General features: G+C 68.0%; 16 protein-coding genes and 1 pseudogene. 8 read left to right on the top strand and 9 right to left on the bottom strand.

What is annotated here, in order from left to right:
* Positions 1–46: 46 nt before the first annotated feature.
* Complete coding sequence (locus tag PWF70_RS05630) at positions 47–2,416, top strand: protein kinase domain-containing protein (RefSeq protein ID WP_035753138.1); 2,370 nt, start codon at positions 47–49, stop codon at positions 2,414–2,416.
* A gap of 24 nt (positions 2,417–2,440) precedes the next feature.
* Here PWF70_RS05630 and PWF70_RS05625 read toward each other — a convergent pair whose 3' ends face one another.
* Complete coding sequence (locus tag PWF70_RS05625; RefSeq protein ID WP_035753140.1) at positions 2,441–3,202, bottom strand: IclR family transcriptional regulator; 762 nt, start codon at positions 3,200–3,202, stop codon at positions 2,441–2,443.
* A 150-nt stretch (positions 3,203–3,352) separates the two neighbouring features.
* Here PWF70_RS05625 and PWF70_RS05620 point away from each other — a divergent pair, with 150 nt between their 5' ends.
* Complete coding sequence (locus tag PWF70_RS05620) at positions 3,353–4,627, top strand: DUF6986 family protein (RefSeq protein WP_035753142.1); 1,275 nt, start codon at positions 3,353–3,355, stop codon at positions 4,625–4,627.
* Positions 4,628–4,683: 56 nt separating this feature from the next.
* Positions 4,684–5,496 carry a bifunctional allantoicase/(S)-ureidoglycine aminohydrolase gene (locus PWF70_RS05615; protein ID WP_241549264.1) on the top strand — a complete coding sequence of 271 codons (813 nt, stop codon included), beginning with the start codon at positions 4,684–4,686 and terminating at the stop codon, positions 5,494–5,496.
* Positions 5,497–5,664: 168 nt separating this feature from the next.
* Here the strand turns inward: PWF70_RS05615 and PWF70_RS05610 are convergent, their stop codons facing one another.
* The 5 genes and pseudogenes from PWF70_RS05610 to PWF70_RS05590 form a co-directional block, all read right to left on the bottom strand.
* On the bottom strand, positions 5,665–5,955 hold the full coding sequence (locus PWF70_RS05610) for a type II toxin-antitoxin system RelE family toxin (RefSeq protein WP_006360630.1): 291 nt from the start codon (positions 5,953–5,955) through the stop codon (positions 5,665–5,667).
* Positions 5,952–6,227: a type II toxin-antitoxin system Phd/YefM family antitoxin gene (locus PWF70_RS05605; protein ID WP_035753144.1), complete on the bottom strand. Its 276-nt coding sequence runs from the start codon at positions 6,225–6,227 to the stop codon at positions 5,952–5,954. Before PWF70_RS05605 ends, PWF70_RS05610 begins: the two co-directional genes overlap by 4 nt.
* A 228-nt stretch (positions 6,228–6,455) precedes the next feature.
* A pseudogene (locus PWF70_RS05600) lies at positions 6,456–6,626 on the bottom strand (type II toxin-antitoxin system Phd/YefM family antitoxin); the annotation flags it as partial.
* Positions 6,627–6,706: 80 nt separating this feature from the next.
* Positions 6,707–7,429, bottom strand: coding sequence for an aspartate/glutamate racemase family protein (locus PWF70_RS05595; protein WP_035753146.1), 723 nt, complete (start codon positions 7,427–7,429; stop codon positions 6,707–6,709).
* 20 nt (positions 7,430–7,449) lie between these two features.
* Entirely contained in the window at positions 7,450–9,003 is a 1,554-nt protein-coding gene (locus PWF70_RS05590) for an NCS1 family nucleobase:cation symporter-1 (RefSeq protein WP_035753147.1), read from the bottom strand.
* Between the two features lie 249 nt (positions 9,004–9,252).
* On the opposite strand from PWF70_RS05590, the gene allB reads away from it, so the two are divergent.
* The 4 genes from allB to PWF70_RS05570 all read left to right on the top strand — a co-directional run bounded on the left by allB (position 9,253) and on the right by PWF70_RS05570 (position 15,897).
* Positions 9,253–10,647 (top strand): allantoinase AllB, encoded by a 1,395-nt coding sequence (gene allB, locus PWF70_RS05585; RefSeq protein WP_006360625.1) that lies wholly within the window; start codon positions 9,253–9,255, stop codon positions 10,645–10,647.
* Positions 10,648–10,699: 52 nt separating this feature from the next.
* Complete coding sequence (locus PWF70_RS05580; protein WP_035753149.1) at positions 10,700–13,048, top strand: helicase-associated domain-containing protein; 2,349 nt, start codon at positions 10,700–10,702, stop codon at positions 13,046–13,048.
* Positions 13,049–13,247: 199 nt separating this feature from the next.
* Positions 13,248–14,171, top strand: coding sequence for an oxygenase MpaB family protein (locus tag PWF70_RS05575; RefSeq protein ID WP_006360623.1), 924 nt, complete (start codon positions 13,248–13,250; stop codon positions 14,169–14,171).
* A 55-nt stretch (positions 14,172–14,226) separates the two neighbouring features.
* Positions 14,227–15,897 (top strand): DNA repair helicase XPB, encoded by a 1,671-nt coding sequence (locus PWF70_RS05570; protein ID WP_329602405.1) that lies wholly within the window; start codon positions 14,227–14,229, stop codon positions 15,895–15,897.
* 128 nt (positions 15,898–16,025) lie between these two features.
* Here PWF70_RS05570 and PWF70_RS05565 read toward each other — a convergent pair whose 3' ends face one another.
* Both PWF70_RS05565 and PWF70_RS05560 read right to left on the bottom strand, forming a co-directional pair.
* Positions 16,026–17,753, bottom strand: coding sequence for a serine/threonine-protein kinase (locus PWF70_RS05565; RefSeq protein WP_035753156.1), 1,728 nt, complete (start codon positions 17,751–17,753; stop codon positions 16,026–16,028).
* Positions 17,754–17,883: 130 nt separating this feature from the next.
* The gene (locus PWF70_RS05560) at positions 17,884–18,438 is read right to left on the bottom strand and encodes a hypothetical protein (RefSeq protein ID WP_006360620.1); all 555 of its coding nucleotides are present in this window, start codon (positions 18,436–18,438) and stop codon (positions 17,884–17,886) included.
* Between the two features lie 101 nt (positions 18,439–18,539).
* Between PWF70_RS05560 and PWF70_RS05555 the strand changes: the two genes are divergently transcribed.
* Positions 18,540–19,706, top strand: coding sequence for a pyridoxal phosphate-dependent aminotransferase (locus PWF70_RS05555; RefSeq protein ID WP_035753159.1), 1,167 nt, complete (start codon positions 18,540–18,542; stop codon positions 19,704–19,706).
* 248 nt (positions 19,707–19,954) lie between these two features.
* Here PWF70_RS05555 and PWF70_RS05550 read toward each other — a convergent pair whose 3' ends face one another.
* Positions 19,955–20,938, bottom strand: coding sequence for an LLM class F420-dependent oxidoreductase (locus tag PWF70_RS05550; RefSeq protein WP_035753161.1), 984 nt, complete (start codon positions 20,936–20,938; stop codon positions 19,955–19,957).
* Positions 20,939–20,988: the final 50 nt, after the last annotated feature.

Here is a 20,988-nt window from a genome sequence, read left to right as displayed (position 1 = left end):
GAGTTCTCCCCGTAAGTGATTCTCACCGTAAGAAAGAGGTGTCGCCGTGCCACTGAGTCCGGGCACCCACATCGCCGGCTACCGCGTGATCTCCCAGCTGGGTGCCGGTGGCATGGGCGAGGTGTATCTCGTCGAGAACCTGCAACTCGAACGGCGAGAGGCGTTGAAGGTCATCTCGACCGCCGTCAGCGCCCAGCCCGGGTTCAACCAGCGCTTCACCAACGAGGCGAAGACCACCGCGAAACTCGACCACCGCAGCATCATCACGATCCACCAGTACGGCATCGAGGACGGTTCGCCGTGGTTCTCGATGAGCTACGTGGAGGGCAAGGACCTCACCGAGGAGCGCCTGAAGCCGGCCGAGGTCTCGACGGTCGTCACCCAGGTCGCCGACGCCCTCGACTACGCGCACCGTCATCAGGTGGTGCACCGGGACATCAAGCCCGCCAACATCCTCGTCACCCGCGACCCCGCCTCCGGCACGATCGACCGTGCCCTGGTGCTCGACTTCGGCATCGCGAAACTCGCCGGCTCGGCCAACCTGACCGGCACCCACTCGTTCATCGGGACCGTCGCGTTCTCCGCACCGGAAACCCTCGAAGGTGCCGACGCCACAGCACGTTCCGACCAGTACTCGCTGGCGTGCACAGCCTATGCACTGCTCGCCGGACAACCGCCGTTCGTCGGGCAGTCCGAACCGTCGGTGATGCTCGGCCACATCCAGCGGCCGGTCCCCCACATCGGCCAGTTGCGCGGCGACCTCGCGCACCTCGACCCGGTCTTCCAGCGCGCACTCGCCAAGGACCCGGCGGCCCGCTACCCCGACTGCCGCAGCTTCGCCGCCGCCCTGAAGTCGGCGATCGAATCGCCGTCGGCACAGGGCAACACGATCGCGGCCGCACCGGTTCCCCCACCCACGCTCGTCGGCGGCAGCACCGGCGCACCGTCGGCACCGCAACCGCCGTACGGCCGGCCCTACGGGCAGTACACCCCGCCGCCGCAGCCGACGATGACCGGACCGTCCGGCCCACAGCCGCTGATGAACCACCCCTCGGGGCCCGGCGCGACCGCGAACATCTCCGGGCCGCAACCGCTTTACAGCTCACAGCCGCACGGCGCGATGCCACACGCGCCGGCCGGCCATCCGGGCGCAACGGGTACACCGCCGAAGAAGAAGCGCACCGGCCTGATCATCGCCGGCGTCCTGGGCGCCGTGCTGATCGTCGTCATCGGTGCGATCACCGGGCTGGTCCTCCTGAGCAGCACCGCCGACGATCCCGAAAAGGCCACCGTCGCACAACCGTTGGTCAGCACCAACTTCGGCACCAGCTGCGCGATCGTCAACGAGGCCGTGAACTGCTGGGGTGACAACACGACCGGCCAGCTCGGCGACGGGACGACCACTCCGCACAGTCGTCCGGCCACGGTCGGCGGTGTCACCGACGCGACGTCGGTCTCCGTCGGCGGCTACCTCACCGGTGAGAACAAGTACGTCGGCACGGCGTGCGCGGTCGCCGCCGGCGAGGCGTGGTGCTGGGGCAACAACCACTACGGCGAGGTCGGCAACGGCTCCGACGGCAACACCGTCGAGACCGCGACCAAGGTCGGCACCCTCTCCGACGTCAAGGCGATCACCACCGGCTGGGGCACCAGCTGCGCGGTCGCCGGGACCGACGCCTACTGCTGGGGCAACAACGAATACGGACAGCTGGGCACCGGCGGCACCGAGGCCGTCTCGGTCCCCGCCAAGGTCCCGGGCCTCGGAGTCGTCACCGAGATCACCACCGCCTACGGCACCACCTGCGCGGTGTCCGACGGTTCGGCGTTCTGCTGGGGCAACAACGACAGCGGCCAGATCGGCGACGGCAGCACCACCGAACGGTCGGCGCCGGTGAAGGTCGGCGGGCTGGGCGAGGTCACCGACATCTCCCTCGGCGGCTACCACGAGTCGGCCCCCGACGACGACAACGACCCGAGCACCAACACCAGCACGTACTTCCAGACGGCCTGCGCGATCGCCGGCGGAGACGCGTACTGCTGGGGCGCCAACGCCTACGGCCAGATCGGCAACGGCACCGCCGAACCGCGCAAGACACCCACCAAGGTGAACGACATCTCCAAGGCCTCGGCCATCTCCACCGACTGGGGGACCACCTGTGCGGTCGCCGACGGAAAGGCCTGGTGCTGGGGCGACAACGACCGCAGCCAGCTCGGCTCCAGCGGCGGCTCGGTGAAGATCCCCCGCGAGGTCAGCAGCCTGACCGACGTCACCTCGATCTCGACCGGCAACGGCACGTCGTGCGCGATGGCCTCCGGTTCGGTCTGGTGCTGGGGCTTCAACAACGACGGCCAGATCGGTGACGGCTCGAGCGGCGACTCGGCCAATCGCACGACGCCGACGAAGCTCACCATCTGACACCACCGCGCGATTCTGCGTCGGCTACGACTCCTTCGCGCCGACGAGGGCTTCGGAGATGGTCTCGGCCGCTGCTCGCAGGGCGCCGACCGCCCGCGTACGCAGGTCCTCGTCGAACCGGGCGACCGGCCCCGAGATGCCGACCGCCATGGGCGTCGGCGCACCGGGCACCGCGACGGCCATACCGCAGACCCCGACCTCGTACTCCTGTTCGTCGGTGGCGACACCCTCTGCGCGCACCTGTTCGACGGCCGCGAAGACGCCGGACAGCGAGGTGACGCTCCACTCGGTGGCGGGCGTGAGGCCGGCCTGGGTGACGTGCTTGAGGATTCGCGCGTCGTCGAGTTCGGCGAGGACCGCCTTGCCGACCGCGGTGTTGTGCATCGTCACCCGACGCCCGACCTCGTTGTTGGTGCGCATGCTGTGTGGCGACGGGACCTGCGCCACGTAGATGACCATGTCGCCGTCGAGCACGGCGAGACTCGCGGTTTCACTCAGTCCGGCGACGAGCGAGCCGAGTACGGGCGCGGCCACCGCGCCGAGTTGCCGGTTGGCCACCTCGCCGAGTCGGATGAGGCGCGGGCCCAGCGCATATGACCGGTTCGGCAGTTGCCGGACGTATCCGATGCCCACGAGAGTGCGCAGCAACCGGTGGATGGTCGGCGGCGGCAGCGGCGACTCCGACGACAGATGGCTCAGGGAGCACTCACCACCGGCGCGTCCGATGAGTTCGAGCAGCTCGAAAGCCCGCTCGACCGACTGGACACCACCCGAGTTCCCCGCCATTGCCACCTCCACAGTTCGGCGCAAGATTACGTTCCATGATGTGAAACCACAATCGGAGTCCATGCCCACCTGCGACTGGCGACGTGGACTATTTAAGGTAAACTCCACTCTGCGGAATTATTTTTCCATCAGATCGACGGAGGACTCCTCATGAGCGTGCAGCCCGGCCGCCTCGGTGCGGCCTTCCTGGCCGAGGTCGAGGCAGCCCTCGCCCCGGCGGACGCCCTCCTGTCCGAGAGGTACCCCGGTGACGACGGCAGCCGGCAGCCGGTCCACACCGTCTACGTCCCCGCCGACCGGTATTCCGCGGACCTCGCCCGGGAGTGGGGCCGCACGGCGCTGGAGACGGCCGCCGAACACGGTGGCCTCGACGCGATCGCCCGCGCGACCGTCGCCCGAACCGATTCGACCGCAACCGAACTCGCGACTCTCGTCGAGGCGAAGCTGCGCACCGAGCCCATCGAGGATCTGCGCGTCGACTTCGAGGACGGTTACGGCGTCCGCGCCGACGACGAGGAGGACGCAGCCGTGGCGGCTGCCGTCGCCGCGATCCGCGACTCCGGCGACAGCTCGCCGCCGTTCCTCGGTATCCGCTTCAAGTGCTTCGAGGCCGATGTGCGAGCTCGTGGCCTGCGCACCCTCGACCTGTTCGTCTCCGGACTCGCCGACACCGGCGACCTCCCGGCCGGCCTGACGCTGACACTGCCGAAGGTGACCTCGACCGATCAGGTGGCCGCGATGGTCACCGTCGCCCGCGAGCTCGAGCGCGTCCATGGACTGCCGGACGGACGGATCGGGTTCGAGATCCAGGTGGAGACCCCGCAATCGGTGATGGGCATCGACGGTTCGGCGCCGGTCGCGAAGATGATCCACGCCGGCGAGGGTCGAGTGACCGCGCTGCACTACGGAACCTACGACTACTCCGCGTCCCTCGGCATCGCCGCCGCCTACCAGTCGATGGAACATCCGGCCGCCGATCACGCGAAGGCCGTGATGCAGCTGGCCGCAGCCGGCACCGGTGTGCGCCTGTCGGACGGATCGACCAACATCCTCCCGGTCGGCGACCGCGAGGCCGTCGAAGCCGGTTGGGCATTGCACTCGCGACTGGTCCGCCGCCACCTCGAACGCGGTTTCTATCAGGGCTGGGATCTCCACCCCGCCCAGCTGGTGACCCGCTTCCTGGCCACGTACGCCTTCTACCGTGACGGATTCGATTCCGCCGCAGAGCGTCTGCGCAACTACGCCCACCAGATCACGTCGTCGGTGCTCGACGAACCCGCGACCGCCCGCGCCCTCGCCGGCTTCATCCGCCGCGGTGAGGTGTGCGGCGCGCTGACCGTCGACGAGGTGGAGACCGCAACCGATCTGCCCATCGCGAAGGTGCGTGAACTCGCACTCCACCGGCCGCCAGCACCGAGTAACTGAGCCGAGACCAACAGCCCGACATGACCATTGACCCATCCATCGAGAAGGACACCCCGATGACCGCGTCGCCGTACCACACCCCCGCGGGCGGACTCCCGCCGCAGACCGATCTGCTCTCCGACCGCGCAGTGGTCACCGAGGCCTACACCGTGATCCCGCGCGGCGTGCTCCGCGACATCGTCACCTCGGTCTTCCCCGAGTGGACCGGCACCCGCGCGTGGGTGCTCAACAGCCCGGTACCCGGTGGCGCGCAGACCTTCTCGCAGTCGATCGTCGAGGTCGCGCCGGGCGGCGGATCGGAGGCACCGGAGCCGCAGCCGGAGGTCGAAGGATTCCTCTTCGTCACCGCGGGCACGCTGACCGTCTCCGTCGACGGCGTGGAACACACACTGACAGAGGGCGGGTTCGCCTTCCTGCCCGCGGGCACCGCATGGTCGGCGCACAACCGCAGCGACGCCACCACGACCTTCCACTGGATCCGCAAGCGCTATCAGCCGATCGCGGGCCACGCCCCGGCCCCGATGTTCGGCAACGAGCGCGACATCGAACCCTCCCCGATGCCCGACACCGACGCGTGGAGCACCACCCGGATGCTCGACCCGCAGGATCTCGCGTACGACATGCACGTCAACGTCGTCACCTTCAAGCCCGGCGGCTCGATTCCCTTCGCCGAGACCCACGTGATGGAGCACGGCCTGTACGTCCTCGAGGGCAAGGCCGTCTACCGGCTCAACGAGGACTGGGTCGAGGTCCAGGCCGGCGACTACATGTCGCTGCGCGCCTTCTGCCCGCAGGCCTGCTACGCCGGCGGGCCGTCGAACTTCCGCTACCTGCTCTACAAGGACGTGAATCGGCAGATCGTGCTCTGAGTCAGGCGATTGAAGAACAATGAGGCGCCCCGGTGTGGGTCGACGGCCAGATCGTCGCGGTGGGCGAGGTCACGGTAGTCGCGCTCGGTGTCGAGGGCCTGGCGAGCGTGTTCCCGGGGTCGTTCACGACGTTCTCCCCTTCGTTTAGGTATGCAGCGCCACAGTCAGTCAGGTGCGATATGCGTGGGCACGGTGGTCGATTCTGACGACGACGATGGTGTGGTTGGGGTCGTCGATGCGCAGCAGGACCCGGTAGTCACCGCGGCGGGCGCTGTGGAGGCCTCCGAGGTCGTCGCGCAGCGGTTTGCTGAGCCGGTGCGGGTTCTCGGCGAGGGGTCCGGAGATGAACTCGATGACGGCGTGGACGATCCGGGATGGAAGGCGTTGAAGGTCGCGGCGAGCTGGGGATGCGACCTCGACCCGGTAGGGGGCGGGCGAGTCTGTCGGAGCGTCGTTCATTTCGGCGGCAGGCCGTGTTCGGCGCGCAGGTCGTCGATGGAGACGGTGTGGCCGGCGGCGTACTCGGCGTCGGCGGTGGCGACGTCGTCGCGGAGACCGGCACGTGAGAGCCAGTAGATCGTCTCGTGCAACGATTCGAGGTCGTCGGCCGACATCAGCACCGCGGCGGGTTTGCCGTGCTTGGTGATCGTGATGATGTCGTGCGTGGTCTCGGCGCTGTCGATGAGCGCGGAGAGCTTGTCCTTGGCCTCGCCGAGTGGCACTGTAGTCATGGTTACAGTGTAGCCGCGATACTGGCCTTCCATTAGCCAGACTTTTAGCCGGGCTGTGCGGCGTGTGGCTGGCGGCGAGCGGCGGCCGCCGCGCCCACCTGTGACAACAACAGTTCGCGGCGCATCGGTCCGAACTCATGCGCATGAGGGATCTCACCGACGAACCCCACTTCGTGGTCGTCAGGATCGGCGGTTTGGACCGACACCGTTATCGAGCTCCCGTAGAGGATGTCGAGAGCGTTGGATCGTCTCGCGCAGCGATTCGAGGTCGTCGGCCGACATCAGCACTGCGGCCGGTTTGCCGTGCTTGCTGATCGTGATGATGTCGTGGGTGGTCTCGGCGCTGTCGATGAGCGCTGAGAACTTGTCCCTGGCTTCGCCGAGTGGCTGTGTCGTCATGGCTACAGATGGCTTGTCTCGAGAGACAACGACAGCGCCCCGGTTTCGGCCACCGGGGCGCTGTCGTGTTCAGATGTCCGTCAGATCTTGAACGGCCACCCCGTGACCTTCTTCTCCCGCGGCTTCGCGTAGGTCCGGACCTTCGACGTCGAGAGTCCCATCCGGACAAGCCCTTCGGCGATCGTGACGGCCGAGCGCACACCGTCGACGATCGGGACGCCGGTCGCGGCGCGGACCTGCTCCTCGAGCTCGGCCATGCCGCCGCAGCCGAGGCAGATCACCTCGGCCTTGTCGTCGGCGACCGCCTGCCTTGACTGTTCGACGATCGCCTCGACCGCCCGCACGGGATCCGACTCGAGTTCCAGCACACCGAGTCCCGACGCCCGGACCGACGCACATCGCGCATCGAGGCCGGCGAGCTTGAGCCTGTCCTCGATCAGCGGGACCGTGCGGTCCAGCGTCGTCACGACCGAGAACCGGTGTCCCAGATACATCGCCGTCGACGCCGCAGCCTCGGTGATGTCGACGACCGGGACCTCGAGGAGTTCTTGCAGACCTTCCCGACCGTGTTCGCCGTACCCGGCCTGGATGACGGCGTCGTACGGCTCGGGGTAGGCGAGGATCGCGTCCATCACCGCGATCGCCGCGAGATAGGACTCGAAGTTGCCCTCGCACGAGTCGGCGCCGAATCGCGGTGTGATGCCGACGATCTCAGTACCCGGTGAAGCGACCGAACGAGCCGAGGCGGCGATCGCCTCGGTCATCGACTCGGTCGTGTTGACGTTGGCGACGAGAATGCGCATCGGGATCTACCTCCTGGCGATCAGTGGGTGCTGGCGACGGAGATCGGCTCGCCCGACACCTCGGCGAACGGTCCGCGACGGTCGGCGACCAGCAGGTAGACGACCGCGCCGAGACCGGCACCGATGAACCAGGAGAACTCCGAGACCACTTCGAAGGCCGGAACGAAAGCCATCACCAGGGCGAAGGCTGCCGTCGGGACCAGCGCGACGATGGCCCGCAGGTTCACGCCGTTCCGGTAATGGTAGGCGGCGTCGGGCGCTTCGGAGAACAACGCGGGCACGTCGATCCGCGAACGGCGGACGAGCCAGTAGTCGGCCATGACGATGCCGAACAGCGGTCCGAGCAGCGCACCCAGCCCGCCGAGGAAGTAGTTGATCACCGCAGGCGAGTTGTAGAGATTCCACGGCAGGATGACCAGCCCGATGATGGCGGTCACGAGCGCCGCGCGGCGGAAGTCCAGGTAGCGCGGGAACAGGTTGGACAGTGCGTAGATCGGCGCGACGAAGTTGGCCATCAGGTTCACCGCGACCGTGAGGATCAGCAGCGCCAGGCAGGCCAGCACCAGCAGGAAGGTGTTGGGCACGGTCTGGACGATGTCCGACGGCGACTCGATGACCCGGCCGTCGATCCGGAACTGCGCGCCGGCCAGCACGACCACGATGCCGCCGAAGAGCAGCATGTTGAGCGGGATGCCCCAGAAGTTGCCGCGCACGATGGCTTTTCGCGATTCCGCGTTGCGGGTGAAGTCACAGAAGTTCAGGACGAAGGTGCCGTAGATGGCGACCCACAGGCTCGCGCCGCCGATGATCTGCAGCCACATGTCCACGCCGGTCAGCGAGTCGGGAGTGGTCCACGCGATGGTCCAGTCCGCGTTGCTGAGCATCCAGATGGCCAGCGCCACCATCGTGAACAGGATGACCGGGCCGGCGAAGGCCTCGTACCGACGGATCATCTCCATGCCGTAGCTGACGATGATCACCTGGATGACCCACAGCGAGACGAAGGAGATCCAGCCCAGGGTCGAGAGGCCGAGGAAGCGGTTGGCGTCCAGGTCCTCCGCGCCGGGGAACAGCGCGACCAGCATGATCCGGAGGACGACCGACGCGAGGTAGGTCTGGATGCCGAACCACGCGATCGCCACGCCACCGCGGATGAGGGCGGGGATCTGCGCGCCGCGGATGCCGAACGAGATGCGACTCATCACCGGGAACGGGACACCCGTCTTCTCGCCCATGAAGCCGGACAGGTTGAGCAGCAGGAAGAGGAAGACACCGCCGAGCACCAGCGCCGTCAGGATCTGCCAGCCGCCCAACCCGAGGGCGAAGAGTCCGATGGCGAAGGCGTAGTTGCCCAGGCTGTGGACGTCGTTGGCCCACAGCGTGAAGATGTTGTAGCTCTTCCAGCGACGACCTTCGCGGCTCGTGGGCGCCAGGTCGTCGTTGTACAGCTTGGGACTCAATCCGGCCGGGACGGTTCCGGTCACGCCGTGGCTCTCCTCGCCGGCGGACACGCCGATCGTGGACGTCATCGGCGTCGCCTCGTCACGTTGGATCGTGGGCGGTTCAGTGCTCATCTCTGCACTTTCGTCGGACGGTCATCGATGACCGCGCTCCTACACTCGTGGAACTTCCGTGATGTGGAATCAGGGTTCCGCGTTGGTGAAGGTTAGCGCCCGCGTGCGGGGCGTTGTCAATAGCATCGCTCAGCGCTACTCGCGAGTCACGTTTCCGAAATCGCGACGCGACATTCCACGATGAGGAATCTGCTGGGTTAGTCTCTGGAACGAACCCAGGACACGGCGATCAGCAAGGAGTCCCGCCCCATGACCTCAGAAACCGGTGCCCCGGCCCCTCTCTCCGACGCCGCCACGGACTCGACCGCTGCGCCGTTCGACCTGGTCGTCCGCGGTGAACAGACCCTGACGACCGCGGGCATCGTGGCGCGCGAGATCGGAATCCGCGACGGCCGCGTGGTCGCCATCGAGCCGCTCGGCAGCGGGCTCGTCGGCACCGAGGTCATCGAACTGGCCGACGACCAGGTGATGATCCCCGGATTGGTGGACACCCATGTCCACGTCAACGAGCCCGGCCGCACCGAATGGGAGGGCTTCGACTCGGCCACCCGCGCGGCCGCCGCCGGTGGCGTTACCACGCTCATCGACATGCCGCTCAACTCGATCCCGCCGACCGTCAACGTCGACGCCCTCGCCGAGAAGCGCGCCGCCGCGCAGGGCAAGACCCACATCGACGTCGGCTTCTGGGGTGGCGCCATCCCCGGCAACTCCGACGACCTGCGCGGCCTGCACGACGCGGGCGTGTTCGGCTTCAAGTGCTTCCTGCTGCATTCGGGCGTCGACGAGTTCCCGCACCTGACGGCCGACGAGATGGAAGCCGACATGGCCGAGCTCGCCGAGTTCGACTCGCTGATGATCGTCCACGCCGAGGACTCCCGCGCCATCGACCACGCGCCGTCCCCCGAGGGCGACGAGTACGCCCGCTTCCTCGCCTCACGCCCGCGCGGCGCCGAGAACCTGGCCATCGCCGAGGTCATCGAGCGTGCCCGCTGGACCGGCGTCCGCGCACACGTGCTGCACCTGTCGTCGTCGGATGCCCTGCCGATGCTGGCCAGCGCCAAGCGCGACGGCGTGAAGATCACGGTCGAGACCTGCCCGCACTACCTCACCCTGCTGGCCGAAGAGGTCCCCAACGGCGCGACCGCCTTCAAGTGCTGCCCGCCCATCCGCGAGGCCGGCAACCGTGAGTTGCTGTGGGAGGGACTGCTCGACGGCACGATCGACTGCATCGTCTCCGACCACTCGCCGTCGACCATCGACCTCAAGGACCCCGAGAACGGTGACTTCGGCGTCGCCTGGGGCGGGGTGGCCTCACTGCAGCTCGGACTGTCGCTGATCTGGTCGGAGGCCAAGAAGCGCGGCATCGGCCTGCCGCAGGTCATCGAGTGGATGGCGTCGAAGCCCGCTGATCTCGCCGGCCTGCCGACCAAGGGCCGCATCGCCCTCGGCTGCGACGCCGACTTCGCCGTCTTCGAGCCGGAGTCCGCGCAGATCGTCGACGTCAACCGACTGCACCACAAGAACGCGATCAGTCCGTACGACGGCCGCGCACTGGCCGGCGTGGTCAAGGGGACCTGGGTTCGCGGGCAGAAGGTGGACTTCGAAACGGCTCGCGGCCGGATGCTGCGCCGCGGCGACGTCTGAGGGCTGCCGCACCGGAGGTGGCGATTACACACCGACCGGTAAAGTCGATCGAATGAGTTCGGATGACCAGCACGCCGGCCTGGCCGAGGAGTTGGCCGCGCGTTCCGACGACGAGCTCACCGAGCTGCTGATCGAACGCCCCGACCTCGCCTCCCCCACCCCGCAGGGCACGCGTGTGCTGGCGCAGCGTGCGCTGTCCGCGGCGTCGCTGGCGCTGGCCGGTGAGGATCTCGACGTCTTGGCGATCGCCGTCCTCGAGCAGGCGATCGCCCTGGGCAGCCGCAAGGCCACGAAGACCAAGCGCCCGTCGGAAACCATGATCGTCAAGTCGTTGTCCGGGCGCGCCGCGGCCAGGGACGTCCGCGCCCGCATCGACCTCCTTCGACGCCGCGCGATCCTGTGGGGCGACAAGACCTCGCTCTGCGCGGGCGAGCACGTCGACTCCGCGATGCCCTGGCGGTCACCACATCTCACCGGACCGCTCGCGGGCCGGAGCGGCGAGGAGATCGCCGCGATGGTCGCCGACCTCGACGAGCGGCCGAAAGAACTCCTGGAGACCCTCGCCCGCGGTCCGGCGCTGGGCCGCAGCCGCGACGCCGATCCCGACGCCGACCCGAGCACACCCGTCGCGCAACTGATCTCGTCGGGTCTGCTGGCCCGCGTCGACAATCAGACCGTCGAACTCCCGCCGATGGTCGGCGCGGTGATCCGCGACGAACCCGCTTGGCGCACCGACGATCTCACTCCCCCACCGCTGCACGAGGCCGGCCTCAAGCCGCGTTTCCCGGCGAAAGCGGTCGACGCCGCGGCGGGCGGCGAGGCACTCGAACTCATCCGCCACCTCACCTCGCTGATCAACATCCTCGGCGCCACCCCCGCGACGGTCCTGCGGTCGGGGGCGCTCGGTGTCCGCGAACTCCGGCGCCTGTCGAAGCTCTCCGGCATCGAGACGCAGCGCGTCGCATTCCTGATCGAGCTCGCCGGCTACCTGCGAATCATCGACGCCGGGTTCCCGGAACCGCCGCCGCCCAACGACTCCGGCGAACAATCCTTCGCGCCGACCTCCACCGCGGACACCTGGCTGCACCAGCCACGTGAGCGTCAATGGTTGTCCCTCGCCGACGCCTGGCTGCACATGCCCCGACGCGCCTGGCAGGTCGGCGACCCCGACCGCGACGGCAACGCGATGGCCACCCTGTCCGCCGATCTCCACGACGCGTACGCGCCGATCCAGCGGCAGCTCATCCTGTCGACGCTGGCCCACGCCGACCCCGCGGTCGCGGTGACGCCCGACGCCGTGCTGGCGAGCCTGCACTGGCACCGTCCCCGCCAGATCCGACGCTTCAGCAAACGCCTCGTCGCCGAAACCCTGCGTGAGGCACGCGAGATCGGGCTCGTCGCACACGATGCGCTGACCACCGTCGGCCGGGCATACACCGTCGATCCGCCGGACGATGCCGATCCCGCCGACGCCGACGCAGCGGTGCTGGCGGCGATGCGCGCCGTGCTGCCCGAACCGGTGGACCACTTCCTCACCCAGGCCGACCTGACCCTCACCGTGCCGGGTCCGATGACGCCCGAACTCGCGGAGCAGGTCGAACTCGTCGCCGACCTCGAATCCGGCGGCGCCGCATCGGTGTACCGGATCACCCCGGAGAGCGTTCGACGCGCCCTCGACGCCGGACGCAGCAGCAACGAGCTGTTGTCGATGTTCACCACGCACTCGAGAACTCCGGTGCCGCAGTCGCTCTCGTACCTCATCGAGGACGTCGCCCGGAAACACGGGCAACTCCGCGTCGGCGTCGCGTCGGCGTTCATCCGCTGCGAGGACCCGACGGTCCTGGCCGCGGTGCTACGCAGCCCGGCCGCCGAGCCGCTCGCACTGCGGGCACTCGCCCCAACCGTGGCGATCTCACCGTCCGAGGTGCGCGAGGTCATCGACCAGTTGCGTGCCGCGGGTTTCGCTCCGGCAGGCGAGGATTCGACAGGCGCCGTCGTCGACCTCCGCGAACGCGGCAGCCGCGTCACCGTGTCGCGGGCCCGCCGCCAGGCCCAGCCGCGTCGCAGCGCGCCGTCGGAGGAACAACTCCGGTCCGTGGTCGGCCGCATCCGTTCGACCGACCGCGCCGCCGCGGCCACCCCGGTTCGCAGCACCTCGGCGTCGACGCCGGTGCGCGCCACCGGCAGCGGCGAGTCGGCCACCGCACTCATCCAGCTCGCACTGCGCGCCAAGCGCCGGCTCCGCGTCGGCTATGTCGACGCCCAGGGGTCGGCCAGCCGCCACGTCGTGACCCCGAAGGTCCTCGGCGCCGGTCAGCTCGTCGCCGTCGAAGAGGGCAGCGACACCGAGCAGCGATTCTCGCTCCACCGCCTGACCAGCGTCGAACTGCTCGACGCCTAGCCTCCGAGGGCCGATCCTCACCCGCTGCCCACCCAACCACCGGTCGACTTCAACCCGACCTGCAGACTTCGATCGACGTCTGCCGGTCGAGTTGAGGTTCGGCAGTCGGGATCCCCACCGCAATGACACGACCTGTGACATCCGTCTCACAATCTTGGTAGGCTCGCGGATACTCAGCGCCGAGGAAAGCTGGCCCGTCATGACCGCTGTACGCCACCTCACCGACGCCTCCGCCGGGGTACCGGACACCTACCAGCACGATCTCGTACATCGGATCAAGCCACCGTCACGACGCCGCCGCGTGAAACGTCCGGTCGACCTCGTCACCGTCATCGGTCCGACGCTCTCCGTCGCGAACGTGATCATGCAGCTGTCCAACCCTAAGGTCGGGTACGGCGTGCACGAGAGCCGCGTTCCGCAGGGCAACGCCATCAAGCGCCCGGTCAAGCGGGCCCGCACCACCGGTACGTACCTGGCCGTCGCGCTGGTGGGCAGCGACTCCGACAAGGAGTACATCCACAACTGCGTCGGCCGTGTGCACGACCAGGTGTATTCGACCGGGACCAGCCCGGTTCGCTACAGCGCCAACGACTCGCGCCTGCAGCTGTGGGTGGCGGTGTGCCTGCTCAAGTACTTCATCGACCAGTACGAGCTGATCTACGGACCGCTCTCCGCCGCCGAACGGCACATGGTCCTCACCGAGGCGCATCCGCTCGGCACCGCGCTCAACGTGCCCCGGGACAAGTGGCCGGCCACCTACGACGAGCTCCTCGTCTACTGGAACAGCCAGCTGGCCGAACTCCGGATCGACGAGCCGGTGCGGCAGGAACTGCAGAGCCTCGCCGACCTCTCGTTCCTCGAGTTCCGCGCCGGCGTCGTCGGCACCATCGCCCACAAGACCCTCGGTGGTTTCCTCACCTATGCCATCAACGCCGGGCTCCCACCGGAGTTCCGGTCGATGATGGGCTGGACGTGGACCGAGGACGACGCCCGTCGCTACCAGGCACTTCTCTCCGCACTGCGCGTCGTCGACCCGGTCGTGGCGCCGGTATTGCGCGGCATCTTCCGGCTGAACATCGTCGACCTGCGGGTGCGCCGCCGCCTCGGCATCCCCGTGTTCTGACCCACAAAGAGGCCCGTCGCTGACAATCACCGCTCCTATCTGGACAATGGAGCGGGTGACCGATGGACCCCTGATCGTGCAATCCGACAAGACCCTGCTGCTCGAGGTCGACCACCCCGATGCGCAGGCGGCTCGTCAGGCGATCGCACCTTTCGCCGAACTCGAACGTGCCCCCGAGCACGTCCACACCTACCGGGTCACCCCGCTCGCGCTGTGGAACGCCCGCGCCGCCGGTCACGACGCCGAACAGGTCGTCGACGCGCTGGTCACCTTCTCGCGCTACGCCGTCCCGCAGCCGCTGCTGATGGACGTCGTCGACACGATGGGACGCTTCGGCCGGCTGCAGCTGGTCAAGCATCCCGCGCACGGACTGACCCTCGTCAGCCTCGACCGTGCCGTGCTGCTCGAGGTCATGAGGCACAAGAAGGTCGCCCCGATGCTCGGTGCGCAGATCGACGACGACACGGTCATCGTGCATCCGTCCGAGCGCGGACGCCTCAAACAGGTCCTGTTGAAGGTCGGCTGGCCGGCCGAGGACCTCGCCGGGTACGTCGACGGCGAGGCGCACCCCATCGAGCTGGACCAGGACGACTGGCACCTGCGCGACTACCAGGAGATGGCGGCCGACTCGTTCTGGGCCGGCGGCTCCGGTGTCGTCGTGCTGCCGTGTGGTGCGGGTAAGACGATGGTCGGCGCGGCCGCGATGGCCAAGGCCGGTGCCACCACCCTCATCCTGGTGACCAACACCGTCGCCGGCCGGCAGTGGAAGCGCGAGCTCATCGCGCGGACCACGCTGACCGAGGAGGAGATCGGCGAGTACTCCGGCGAGCGCAAGGAGATCCGTCCGGTCACCATCGCGACCTATCAGGTGATGACGCGAAAGTCGAAGGGCGAGTATCGGAATCTCGACCTCTTCGACTCCCGCGACTGGGGCCTGATCATCTACGACGAGGTGCACCTGCTGCCCGCACCGGTCTTCCGGATGACCGCCGACCTGCAGTCGCGCCGACGCCTCGGCCTCACCGCAACGCTCGTTCGTGAGGACGGCCGCGAGGGTGACGTCTTCTCCCTCATCGGCCCCAAGCGCTACGACGCCCCGTGGAAGGACATCGAAGCGCAGGGCTGGATCGCACCGGCCGAGTGCATCGAGGTCCGGGTGACCCTCACCGACGAGGAGCGTCTGCAGTACGCGGTCGCCGAGCCGGAGGAGAAGTACAAGCTCTGCTCCACCGCGCACACCAAGGTCAACGTCGTGAAGGCGATCCTGAACAAGCACAAGGGTCAGCAGACGCTGGTCATCGGCGCCTACATCGACCAGCTCGAAGAGCTCGGCCGCGAACTCGACTGCCCGGTCATCCAGGGGTCGACGAAGAACAAGGAGCGCGAGATCCTGTTCGACCGCTTCCGTTCCGGCGAGCTGCAGACCCTCGTCGTGTCGAAGGTCGCCAACTTCTCCATCGACCTGCCCGAGGCGTCCGTTGCCGTCCAGGTGTCGGGCACGTTCGGCTCGCGCCAAGAGGAGGCCCAGCGCCTCGGTCGCCTGCTGCGGCCGAAACACGATGGCGGACAGGCACACTTCTACTCGGTGGTCTCTCGCGACACCCTCGACGCCGACTACGCCGCCCACCGGCAGCGCTTCCTCGCCGAACAGGGCTACGCGTACCGCATCACCGACGCCGACGACCTCCTCGGCCCGACCATCGGCGACACCACCCCGGCGGACTGACCGGGGTTCCCCCTCCCTGACCTGCTGAAACACGCCCCTGGGAACCACCCTGCACAGGCGGGCCGGTGACATGGTGTCGCCGGGTCGCCTGCGCAGGGCGGATCCTGGGGGCGCTTTTCGGTGGCCCCTCACACCTCCATCAAGCAGTACCCGATCGACTCGGGCTGGAAGAACGTCCAGCGGGCCTCGCCGGCAGCGCAGGTGACGGTCGACGCGCCTCGCCTGGTCACCTGCGCGAGCACCGTCCGCAACGCGGGTGCACTCGTGCACGGGACCTCGCGATAATCGGCCAGCGATCCGTCCTCATTCGGGATCAGGTAGCAGAGTCCTTCGTAGAAGTTCGGGGTGAGGCACAGCTTCCGGGTGCTGTTCGGGAAGGTCAGCGTCGAATTCTGTTCGCTGGCACAGGGAGTCGCGGTGGCGATGATCGACGCGGTGTAGAAGTTCATGCCCGACGAGTCGCAGTCCACCTCCGATGCGAGCACCGTCGCCGACGACCCAGCCTGCATGGCGATGGTGACGCACTCGCCGACCTGAACGTCGTCGGGACCCGTGACCGACAGCGGCGTCGTGTCGGTGGTGCGCGCCGCGGGGCTCTGGCTCGGAGTGGTCGCGGTGGTCACCACCGGCGCCGAAGCGGTCGTCGACGTCCCGGCGGCTTCCGGTGCGGACGACACCTTGGTCGCCACGTAGACGACGCCGGCGACGATCGCGAGCACGAGGACCAGCGCCAGCGCACCGAGCGCGATCAGCACCCCCGACCCCTTCTTCTCGGGCGGCGGCGGGTAGCCGGGTTGCGACGAATAGCCCTGGTAGCCGCCGGGATACGTGCCCGGCGGTGGTTGCCCGGGCGGAGTGCCCTGCGTACCCGGTGGAGTGCCCTGCGTACCCGGTGGAGAGGCGGCGTACGACGGCTGCCCCGCATACGGCGGGTGCGATGGCCGCGCGGGTGGGGGTGGCTGCTGAATGCCCGGCTGCCGATAGGGAGCGCCCGGCGGTGGTGGTGCCGGTTCGCGGGTGGTCAGTGCATTCTCGAGTGCGACGCCGAACTCCCGGCACGACGGGTAGCGACGCTCGGGCTCCTTGGCCAACGCGCGACTGAACACCGCGTCGGCGGCGGGTGAGATCCCGGGACGCAGGCTCGACAGTCGCGGGGGCATCGACTGCAGGTGGTGGGCGATGATCGACGCCGTGCTCGCGCCCTGGAACGGCGGCCGGCCGGTGAGGAGTTCGAAGACGGTGGCGGCGAGCGCGTACTGGTCGGCGCGGGCGTCGACCGCGTCGCCCAGTAGTTGCTCCGGCGCCGCGTAAGCCACGGTGCCGAGGAAGACGTTCGTCGACGTCAGGTGGCTGACGTCCTGCTCGGACTTGGCGATCCCGAAGTCCGCGAGCAACACTCGCGGTTCCGGACCGTCGAGGCCCTGCAGCAGGATGTTGGCGGGTTTGACGTCGCGGTGCAGCAGACCGGTCGCGTGGGCACGGTCGAGGGCGGCGCCGACGGACCGGACGATGGCGATCACGATCTGGGGATCGAGGCCCTGCGGGGTCTTCCGCAGCAGTTTGAGGGCGTCGATACCGTCGATGAACTCCATCGCGATCCACAGATGACCGTCGTACTCACCGGAGTTGAAGATCGTGACGATCGACGGATGCACGACGCTCGACGCATGTTCGGCCTCTTTGACGAAGCGCTGCCGGTACATCGGGTCGCGGCTGAGTTCTGCGGGAAGGACCTTCAGCGCCTCGTTGCGCGGCAGATGCGGGTGCCGGGCCAAGTAGATCTCGCCCATACCGCCTCGACCGATGAGTCGGATGATCGTGTAACCGGCGAAGTGCTCGCCGGGATTCCGCGGCATCGCCCCTCCTCATCCTCCTCGGGCAGGTTCGCTCAGTCTGCACCGCCAGATCGTGCGCGGCGACCACAATGCGTCCCGACGTCACGCAACGCCCACCACCCCGGGCCGCCGGCTTCAGACGGCGACGGCGTCAGGCACCCGAGAGCGACGCCAGGCAGAACACGCGCGGTTCGGGCTTGTCATAGGTGGCCTTGACCTGGCCTTCGGCGCATTCGAGGGAGCCGTCGCCGTCCGTCTCGACGCGATAGATCACCGCTTCCGAGCCGGCATCGGCGTTGCAGTCGACCTCCTTGAAGTCGACCAGCGAGCCACCTGCCGACTGCGGGATCTCGTAGCACTGGCCCTCCACGAAGTTCGGCATCAAACAGAGGCGATCGGAGGTGTCCGGGAAGGTCAGGTAGTTCTCGAACTCGCCGCACTCGCCGGGCACGACCTGCGACGCGATGAAGGTCATCCCGTCGGCGTCACACTCCGCCTTCGTCGCCTCGACGTTCGACTTGTCTCCATCGGTCGATCTGACCTGCACACATTGCCCGATCGCCACATCCGTGGGCTTGGAGACGTTGTTGGTCACGCGGTCGACCGAGGAACACGCGCCCACGAGGAACAGCGCGGCACACGCCACGATCGCGATGACGGTACGTCCCGCACGACCATGCTGGTGACCCACTACCGGCGCTGCCATGCGAGGGATCGTACGCTGCAGCGACGTTGCAAAGCGCAGAAATCGGGCAGGTCGGATCGAGTCCCGATTCTGCGCCCCGGCCGATGTGCCACCCTGGACCCATGTCATTCGAGAGCAGGACCGCAACCCGCTTGCGGCCGTTCATGACCACGATCTTCGCCGAGATGTCGGCCCTCGCCGTGGAGCACGGCGCCATCAATCTGGGGCAGGGCTTCCCCGACACCGACGGGCCGGAGTCGATGCTCGAGGCCGCCCGCCGCGCCATCACCGACGGCCACAACCAGTATCCGCCCGGGATCGGCGTCCCGGAGCTGCGGCATGCGGTCGCGCGCCATCAGCGCGAGCAGTACGGCCTCGACTACGACCCCGACCGCGAGGTGCTCATCACCGTCGGGGCCACCGAGGCGATTGCCGGCGCCGTCGTCGGGCTCATCGAACCGGGCGACGAGGTCATCATGATCGAGCCCTACTACGACGCCTACGCGGCGACCGCGGCAATGGCCGTAGGTGTTCGACGCGTCGTGCCACTCATCCCCGACGGCGACGGTTTCCGTCTGGACCGCGAACGCCTCGCGGATGCCTTCGGACCGAAAAGCGCGGTGTTCATGCTGAATACACCGCACAACCCGACCGGCACCGTGCTCTCCGACGACGATCTCGCCGAGATCGCGCGACTCTGCATCGAATTCGACGTGATCGTGGTGGCCGACGAGGTGTACGAACACCTGGTGTTCGACGGCCGCATCCACACGCCGATCGCGACACTGCCCGGAATGAAGGAGCGGACGCTCCGGATCTCGAGCGCCGCCAAGACATTCAACTGCACCGGCTGGAAGGTCGGCTGGATCAGCGGACCACCCGAGCTGATCGCCGCGACGAAAACGGCCAAGCAGTACATGTCCTACGTCGGGTCCGGGCCGTTCCAGCCGGCCGTTGCGCACGCCCTCGACAACGAACTCGGTTGGGTCCGGGCGTCGGCCGCCGCGCTGCAGAGCAAGCGCGACATGATCACCGCCGCCCTCCTCGACGCCGGTTTCGACGTCCATCGCAGCGAGGCAACGTATTTCGTTTGCGCCGACCCACGCCCCCTCGGTGTCGACAACGGCATCGAGTTCTGTCGGTCCCTACCGGAACGGATCGGCGTCGCCGCGGTCCCGGTCAGCGTGTTCGCCGACGACCGCGAGCCCTGGCACCACCTCGTCCGCTTCGCCTTCGCCAAACGCGACGACGTCATCGCCGACGCCGCGGAGCGGTTGCGCAAGCTGTGAAGCCTGCTCCTCTGGTAGAGAGCCCCCACTGCTCCTTGAGTAGCGAGCTTGCGAGCGTATCGAAAGGGAGCGACACGGCCCCCGCTCCCTGAGCTGAGGTGCGAGGAGCGCAAGCGACGAGCCTCGAAGCGCCGGTGAGACACCGTCGCCCACCCAACCACCGGTCGACGTCAACCCGACCCGCAGACTTCGATCGACGTCTGCCGGTCGAGTTGAGGTTCGGCAGTCGGGGCTCCGGACGTCCCAGCTCACCGCAACGCGGGCACCACGTGCTCCTCGAACAACTCGAGGTCCTCGCGGTCGTGGGCGATGTTCGGGAAGTAGAAGATCCCGTAGGTCATACCGGCTGCCCTGAGCCCACGAAGGTTGTCCGCGACCTGCTCCGGGGTCCCGACCGCAGGCATCCCGCGAAACGCGCCCATGCTGCCCGACGCCGCTTCCGGCCCGACGATCTTCGCCATCCCCGCCTCGAGGTCGGCGAGCTTACGCTCGACGTCGGCATCGGTCTCACCGAGTATGACGTTGTAGTTCGACGACCGGACGATCGAATCGAAGTCGCGTCCGAGGTCGGCGCAATGCTGTTGCAGCACCGACGATTTGTGGGCGAATCCTTCGGGAGTGCCGTCGAAGTTGGTGTAATCGGCATACTGCGCCGCGATCCGCAGCGTCTTCTTCTCACCACCGCCGGCGATCCACAGCGGCAGCTTCCCGGCGGTCGGTTGCGGCTGACAGATCGCGTCGTTGACGGTGTAGTGCTTGCCGTCGAGGGTGGCGCGGCCGGTTTCCCACGCCTGCTTCATGATCTGCACGCCCTCGTCGAGCCGGGCGAGACGCTCACCGGCCGAAGGGAATCCATATCCGTAGGCGCGCCATTCGTGTTCGTACCAGCCGCCGCCGATGCCCATCTGCACGCGTCCACCGGAGATCAGGTCCGCGGTGGCGGCGACCTTCGCCAGGTACATCGGGTTGCGGTAGCTCATCGCGGTGCACATCTGTCCGATGTCGACGCGACTCGTGGTCGCGGCCAGCGCGGAAACGAGCGTCCACGCCTCATGCGTGGCCTCGTCGGTCGGCAGCGGGACGGTGTGGAAGTGGTCGTAGACCCAGACCGAGTCCCAGCCGGCGGATTCAGCACGGTTCGCCACCGACGACATCACCTCCCACTGGTTCGCCGGGTCGATGCCCACGAGATCAAGCCGCCAGCCCTGGGGAATGAAGAGTCCGAATCGCATGCCGTCGAACCTACCCCGCCCCCTCTGCCCCTCCAGGTCAGCGACAACGT

It is taken from the genome of Gordonia sp. Swx-4 (genome assembly GCF_030316175.1).
In the GTDB taxonomy this organism is placed as follows: domain Bacteria; phylum Actinomycetota; class Actinomycetes; order Mycobacteriales; family Mycobacteriaceae; genus Gordonia; species Gordonia alkanivorans.
This window is presented reverse-complemented; position numbering and strand designations above follow the sequence as displayed.

What these genes read in the sequence shown, in the direction of transcription:
- allB (WP_006360625.1), top strand. Translation starts at nt 9,253, where the DNA reads ATGACCTCAGAAACCGGTGCCCCGGCCCCTCTCTCCGACGCCGCCACG.
- PWF70_RS05590 (WP_035753147.1), bottom strand. Translation starts at nt 9,003, where the DNA reads ATGAGCACTGAACCGCCCACGATCCAACGTGACGAGGCGACGCCGATG.
- PWF70_RS05560 (WP_006360620.1), bottom strand. Translation starts at nt 18,438, where the DNA reads ATGGCAGCGCCGGTAGTGGGTCACCAGCATGGTCGTGCGGGACGTACC.
- PWF70_RS05625 (WP_035753140.1), bottom strand. Translation starts at nt 3,202, where the DNA reads ATGGCGGGGAACTCGGGTGGTGTCCAGTCGGTCGAGCGGGCTTTCGAG.
- PWF70_RS05550 (WP_035753161.1), bottom strand. Translation starts at nt 20,938, where the DNA reads ATGCGATTCGGACTCTTCATTCCCCAGGGCTGGCGGCTTGATCTCGTG.
- PWF70_RS05610 (WP_006360630.1), bottom strand. Translation starts at nt 5,955, where the DNA reads ATGAACGACGCTCCGACAGACTCGCCCGCCCCCTACCGGGTCGAGGTC.
- PWF70_RS05605 (WP_035753144.1), bottom strand. Translation starts at nt 6,227, where the DNA reads ATGACTACAGTGCCACTCGGCGAGGCCAAGGACAAGCTCTCCGCGCTC.
- PWF70_RS05555 (WP_035753159.1), top strand. Translation starts at nt 18,540, where the DNA reads ATGTCATTCGAGAGCAGGACCGCAACCCGCTTGCGGCCGTTCATGACC.
- PWF70_RS05580 (WP_035753149.1), top strand. Translation starts at nt 10,700, where the DNA reads ATGAGTTCGGATGACCAGCACGCCGGCCTGGCCGAGGAGTTGGCCGCG.
- PWF70_RS05615 (WP_241549264.1), top strand. Translation starts at nt 4,684, where the DNA reads ATGACCGCGTCGCCGTACCACACCCCCGCGGGCGGACTCCCGCCGCAG.
- PWF70_RS05565 (WP_035753156.1), bottom strand. Translation starts at nt 17,753, where the DNA reads ATGCCGCGGAATCCCGGCGAGCACTTCGCCGGTTACACGATCATCCGA.
- PWF70_RS05575 (WP_006360623.1), top strand. Translation starts at nt 13,248, where the DNA reads ATGACCGCTGTACGCCACCTCACCGACGCCTCCGCCGGGGTACCGGAC.
- PWF70_RS05620 (WP_035753142.1), top strand. Translation starts at nt 3,353, where the DNA reads ATGAGCGTGCAGCCCGGCCGCCTCGGTGCGGCCTTCCTGGCCGAGGTC.
- PWF70_RS05595 (WP_035753146.1), bottom strand. Translation starts at nt 7,429, where the DNA reads ATGCGCATTCTCGTCGCCAACGTCAACACGACCGAGTCGATGACCGAG.